Raw genomic sequence first — 6,102 nt, 5'->3', positions numbered from 1 at the left:
CCCGCCTCAATCGTCGCAATCGCGGCGCCGACATTCACCGTATCGCCGACCGCGACGAGCTGCTCGCCCATCACGCCCGCGACCGGCGACGGCACTTCGACCGCGACCTTGTCGGTTTCGAGGCTCGCGATCGGCTCGTCGAGCGCAACCGCTTCGCCGGGCTTCTTCAGCCATTCGCCGATCGTCGCTTCGGTAACGCTTTCGCCCAGCGTGGGGACTTTGACTTCGGTGCTCATAGGTGCAGTTCCTTGGGGCTTAAGCTTTATTCTTCGTACGGCGGATTTCGGCGCGAACCGACAGGCCGAGCGCATCGGCGACGAGCGCCGACTGTTCGGTCTGGTGGCGGCTCATCAGGCCGGTCGCGGGCGATGCCGCGGCAGCGCGACCGGCATAGCGCGGACGCATGCCCTTCTTGCCCGCCTCGATCGTCGCGATCGCCGCGCCGACATTGACCGTATCGCCGACCGCGGCGAGCTGCTGGCCCATCACGCCCGCGACGGGCGACGGCACTTCGACCGCGACCTTGTCGGTTTCGAGGCTGGCGATGGGCTCGTCGAGCGCGACCGCTTCGCCGGGCTTTTTCAGCCATTCGCCGATCGTCGCTTCGGTAACGCTTTCGCCCAGCGTGGGGACTTTGACTTCGGTGCTCATCGCTTCTTCCTTGGGAGCCATAAATAGGGACAGTCCCTATTTATCGAGATTATCGTTGCGTTTGTTCGGCGACCTCGACCGATAAATAGGGGGCTGCGCCTCCCTATTTATGGGGCGCGCGCCGCTCATTTGTTCTTGGTACGGCGGATTTCGGCACGAACCGACAGGCCGAGCGCATCGGCGACGAGCGCCGACTGTTCGGTCTGGTGGCGGCTCATCAGGCCCGTCGCGGGCGACGCCGCGGCGGCGCGGCCGGCGTAACGCGGCCGCATGCCCTTCTTGCCCGCATCGGTCAGCGCATCCTCGATCAGTTCGTTGACGAAGAACCACGCGCCATTGTTGCGCGGCTCTTCCTGCGCCCACACCACCTCTTCGAGGTTCGGCATCCGCTTCAGGCGGACGGCGAGCGGCTCACCCGGGAAGGGATAGATTTGCTCGACACGGATCACCGTCGTGTCGGTCAGCCCCGCGGCGTCGCGCGCTTCCATCAGGTCGTAACCGACCTTGCCCGAACAGAGGACGACGCGCTTGACGTCCTTGTCGGCGGGCGCGGTGCGGTCGGACATCAGGCGGCGGAAATGCGCGTCGCCGATGAAATCCGAACGCTGCGACACCGCCAGCTTGTGGCGAAGCAGCGACTTCGGCGTCATGATGATCAGCGGCTTGCGGAACGGACGCAGCATCTGGCGGCGCAGGACGTGGAAATAGTTCGACGGGGTCGAAATATTGCACACCTGGATATTGTCGCCCGCGCACAGCTGAAGGAAGCGTTCGAGGCGCGCCGAGCTATGTTCGGGGCCCTGCCCTTCATAACCGTGCGGCAGCAGCATGACGAGACCGTTGGCGCGCAGCCACTTGGCTTCACCCGACGCGATGAACTGGTCGATCATGATCTGCGCGCCATTGGCGAAATCGCCGAACTGCGCTTCCCACAGCACCAGGCTCTTCGGATCGGCCATCGCATAGCCATATTCGAAACCGAGCACGCCATATTCGCTCAAGGGGCTGTCGAGCACCTCGAAACGGCCGTGGGGGACGGTCGTCAGCGGGACATATTTGGCTTCGGTCTTCTGGTCGACCCAGACGGCGTGACGCTGGCTGAAGGTGCCGCGCCCCGAATCCTGGCCCGACAGGCGCACCTGATAGCCTTCGCTCAGCAAGGTGCCGAAAGCGAGGCTCTCGGCGGTTGCCCAGTCGAACACTTCGCCATCGCTCTTGTCGGCGAACATCGCGCCGCGCGCGTCGATCACGCGGCGCAGCGTCTTGTGAACCTCGACGTCGGCGGGGATCGTCGTCAGCGCGCGCCCGATCGAATCGAACAATTTGTCCGAAACCCCGGTCGCGATGTTGCGGCGCGCATTCTCGGGGTCGGCGGGGGCGTGCAGCCCCGACCAGCGGCCCGCGAACCAGTCGGCCTTGTTGGGCTTGTAGCTCTTTGCGGCTTCGAAATCGCCTTCGAGCCGCGCCACGAATTCGGCACGCCGGGCATCGGCCCAGCTGGCATCGATCACGCCTTCGGCCTCCAGCTTCGCGGCGCAAAGCTGCGACACCGGCGGATGCTGGCGAATGACGCCGTACATCAAAGGCTGGGTGAACGAAGGCTCGTCGCCCTCGTTGTGGCCGAAGCGGCGATAGCACCACATGTCGATCACGACGTCGCGCTTGAACTGCTGGCGGAAATCGATCGCGAGCTTGCACGCGAAGGTCACCGCCTCGGGATCGTCGCCGTTGACGTGCAGGATCGGCGCCATCACGCCCTTGGCGACGTCCGACGGATAGGGCGACGAGCGCGCGAACTGCGGGCTGGTCGTGAAACCGATCTGGTTGTTGACGATGAAGTGGATGCAGCCGCCGGTGTTGTAACCACGAATGCCCGAGAAGCCGAGGCATTCCCAGACGATCCCCTGCCCCGCGAACGCCGCGTCGCCGTGGATCAGCACGGGCAGCACCTGCTCATGCTTGGCGAGGTCGTCGCGCACGACCTGCTGCGCACGCACCTTGCCGAGCACGACCGGGTCGGCGGCTTCGAGGTGCGAGGGGTTGGGGACGAGCGACATATGCACCGACGCGCCGCCGAACTCGCGGTCGGTCGAGGTGCCGAGATGATATTTGACGTCGCCCGACCCGCCGACATCGTCGGGGTTCGCGCTGCCGCCCGAAAATTCGTGGAAGATCACCTGATACGGCTTCGCCATCACGTTGGCGAGCATGTTGAGCCGCCCCCGATGCGCCATCCCATAAACTATCTCGCGCACGCCATACTGCGCGCCATATTTGATGATCGCTTCCATCGCGGGAATCATGCTCTCGCCGCCGTCGAGGCCAAAGCGCTTGGTGCCGACATATTTGCGCGCGAGGAATTTCTCCCACTCCTCGGCCTGGATCACCTTGCTCAGGATGGCACGTTTGCCCTCGACTGAAAATTCGATGATCTTGTCGGCGCCTTCCATCCGCTCCTGCAGGAACTGGCGCTCCTCGATGTCGGCGATGTGCATATATTCAAGGCCGACATTGCCGCAATAATTGGCGCGCAGGATCGCGACGATCTCGCGAATGGTCGCCTTTTCGAGGCCGAGCGTTCCGCCGATGTAAACCGGACGATCGAGGTCGGCGCCGACGAAGCCGTGATATTCGGGCGTCAGGTCGGCGGGCAGTTCACGCTGGCTGAGGCCGAGCGGATCGAGGTTTGCCGCAAGATGCCCGCGCACGCGATAGGTGCGGATCAGCATCATCGCGCGGATCGAATCGTCCGCGGCGCGCTCGACTTCGGCATTCGACAGCGGCGCGCCCGCCTTCGCGGCAGCGGCCTTCACAAGGACCTGCATCTGCTGCGGGTCGAGCGCGGCGGTCAGGTCGTCGCTGTCGATCTGCGGCCAGTTTTTCGGCGCCCAGCTCGGGCCGGCCTGCGGCTCGTCGATGTCGAAGCTTTGTCGTTCGAGGTTCATCTGCTTTTCCACGGGGAGGTAGGGGTGGGGTTTATATGGGGAGCGGAGGCCCGCCGGCAAAGGGTGCCGGCGGGCCGTCCGATCAGACGCGTTCCTTCAGCACTTCGGCGAGGGTCGAGCCAAGTTCCGAGGGGCTCGCCGACACCTTGATGCCCGCGGCTTCCATCGCCGCGATCTTGCTTTCGGCGTCGCCCTTGCCGCCCGACACGATCGCGCCGGCATGGCCCATGCGGCGGCCCGGAGGCGCGGTGCGGCCCGCGATGAAGCCCGCCATCGGCTTTTTGCGGCCGCGCTTGGCTTCGTCGATCAGGAACTGTGCTGCCTGCTCCTCGGCGTCGCCGCCGATTTCGCCGATCATAATGATCGACTTGGTCGCCTCGTCGGCAAGGAAGAGTTCGAGCACGTCGATGAAATTGGTGCCATTGACGGGGTCGCCGCCGATGCCGACTGCGGTCGTCTGACCGAGCCCGACGTTCGTGGTCTGGAACACCGCTTCATAGGTCAGCGTGCCCGAGCGCGACACGACGCCGACGCTGCCCTTCGAGAAGATGCTGCCGGGCATGATGCCGATCTTGCATTCGCCGGGGGTCAGAACGCCGGGGCAGTTCGGGCCGATCAGGCGCGACTTCGAACCCGACAGCGCGCGCTTCACCTTGACCATGTCGAGCACCGGAATACCTTCGGTGATGCAGACGATCAGCTCCATCTCCGCATCGATCGCCTCGAGGATCGAGTCGGCGGCGAACGGCGGCGGCACATAGATGCAGCTCGCGGTCGCCCCGGTCGCGGCCTTGGCTTCCTCAACCGTGTTGAAGTTCGGCAGGCCGATATGCGTCGTGCCGCCCTTCCCCGGCGTCACGCCGCCGACCATCTTCGTGCCATAGGCGAGCGCCTGTTCGGTGTGGAAGGTGCCGGTGGCGCCGGTCATCCCTTGCGTGATGACCTTGGTATTCTTGTCGATGAGAATGCTCATTTTGCTTCCTTCTTATCGCGGCGAAACGCAAAACCAAGGCGACGGATCATCACCCGAATTATTGCTCCCATCGCCACTAACGGGCCGTCGGATCGAATGCGGCAAAGATGCCAACGGTCATGTCTGCTGACTTCCTGAGGCTGAATGTGACCCAACGCTTGTCACCGAACGCCTCTGGCCAGTCGATCTGGCTGCGTCGGGAATCGAATTTCGCCCTGCGGATGCTCAAGCCGTTTGCGAACGCCGCTTCCGCTGCTTCCAGCGTCGTTTCAGTCGGTAGTACGGTCAGAACAGAACAGTTTGGAAATTGGCCAGACGCCTTGATCGACACCTGCAGCGGCGTGCCCTGATAGAGCCGTCCAAAAAGCTCTCCGACTTCCTCGCTCGCTCCTTTGGACGGAAGGACCCAAGGCTCAGCCTTAACCGTCGCAATCTGCGCTGTGGCATCGACGCCCGGCTCAACGCAAATAGCCTTGAAGGCACCGACCAGCATAGCAAGGTCGGCGGGCTTGATGTTCTGCGGCACCTGAGCGCTAGCCGACATTACCGGTAATATTGCAAGCAGCCAGAATCCTGCCACGCGTATCACGAGAGCGACGAGTCCAACGCCTTGCACGCGTCGAGCAGTTCCTTGACCGCATCGACCGACACCTGCAGGCCCGCCTTGTCGGCATCGTCGAGTTCGATCTCGACGATCTTTTCGACGCCGCCGGCGCCGATCAGCACCGGGACGCCAACATAGAGGCCGTCGAGGCCGTACTGGCCATCAACATAGGCGGCGCAGGGCAGGATGCGCTTCTGGTCGCCGAGGTAAGCTTCGGCCATCGCGATGCCCGAAGCTGCGGGTGCATAGAAAGCCGAACCCGTGCCGAGCAGCGCAACGATTTCGCCGCCGCCGCCGCGGGTGCGCTTGACGATCGCGTCGATCTTGTCCTGGCTCGACAGGCCCATCTTGACCAGGTCGGGAACGGGGATGCCGTTGACCGTCGAATAGCGCGTCACGGGGACCATCGTATCTCCATGCCCGCCGAGGACGAAGGTGTTCACATCCTTGACCGAGACGTCGAATTCGTCGGCGATGAAGTGGCTGAAGCGCGCCGAATCGAGCACGCCGGCCATGCCGACGACCTTGTTGTGCGGGAGCCCTGAGAATTCGCGCAGCGCCCAGACCATCGCGTCGAGCGGGTTGGTGATGCAGATGACGAAGGCGTCGGGGGCGTTGGCCTTGATGCCTTCGCCGACGGCCTTCATAACCTTCAGGTTGATGCCGAGCAGATCGTCGCGGCTCATGCCCGGCTTGCGGGCGACACCGGCGGTGACGATGATGACGTCGGCGCCGGCGATGTCGGCATAGTCGTTGGTGCCGGTGATCTTTGCATCAAAGCCCTGGACCGGGCCGACCTGCGACAGGTCGAGCGCCTTGCCCTGCGGCACGCCTTCGACCACGTCGAACAGAACGACGTCACCGAGCTCCTTCTGCGCGGCGAGCAGCGCCAATGTTCCGCCGATATTTCCGGCTCCGATCAAAGCGAT

General features: G+C 64.0%; 5 protein-coding genes and 1 pseudogene. All 6 read right to left on the bottom strand.

Going from position 1 to position 6,102, the window contains the following annotated elements; genetic code table 11:
• A partial coding sequence (locus tag VJ811_RS19120; RefSeq protein WP_324075354.1) for a biotin/lipoyl-containing protein occupies positions 1–236 on the bottom strand: 236 nt, incomplete at its 3' end.
• A gap of 70 nt (positions 237–306) precedes the next feature.
• Positions 307–651 (bottom strand): annotated as a pseudogene (locus tag VJ811_RS19115) (biotin/lipoyl-containing protein); the annotation flags it as partial.
• A gap of 125 nt (positions 652–776) precedes the next feature.
• Positions 777–3,596 carry a 2-oxoglutarate dehydrogenase E1 component gene (locus tag VJ811_RS19110; RefSeq protein WP_324075352.1) on the bottom strand — a complete coding sequence of 940 codons (2,820 nt, stop codon included), beginning with the start codon at positions 3,594–3,596 and terminating at the stop codon, positions 777–779.
• 82 nt (positions 3,597–3,678) lie between these two features.
• Positions 3,679–4,569: a succinate--CoA ligase subunit alpha gene (sucD, locus tag VJ811_RS19105; RefSeq protein ID WP_324075350.1), complete on the bottom strand. Its 891-nt coding sequence runs from the start codon at positions 4,567–4,569 to the stop codon at positions 3,679–3,681.
• 76 nt (positions 4,570–4,645) lie between these two features.
• The gene (locus VJ811_RS19100; protein ID WP_324075349.1) at positions 4,646–5,095 is read right to left on the bottom strand and encodes a hypothetical protein; all 450 of its coding nucleotides are present in this window, start codon (positions 5,093–5,095) and stop codon (positions 4,646–4,648) included.
• A gap of 59 nt (positions 5,096–5,154) precedes the next feature.
• Positions 5,155–6,102: malate dehydrogenase (gene mdh / locus VJ811_RS19095; protein WP_324075347.1), on the bottom strand; the 948-nt coding region annotated here is incomplete at its 5' end.

The organism is Sphingopyxis sp. (genome assembly GCF_035250425.1).
In the GTDB taxonomy this organism is placed as follows: Bacteria; Pseudomonadota; Alphaproteobacteria; order Sphingomonadales; family Sphingomonadaceae; genus Sphingopyxis.
Note: the sequence above shows the minus strand (reverse complement) of the source record. Positions and strands in the feature narration are given on the sequence as shown.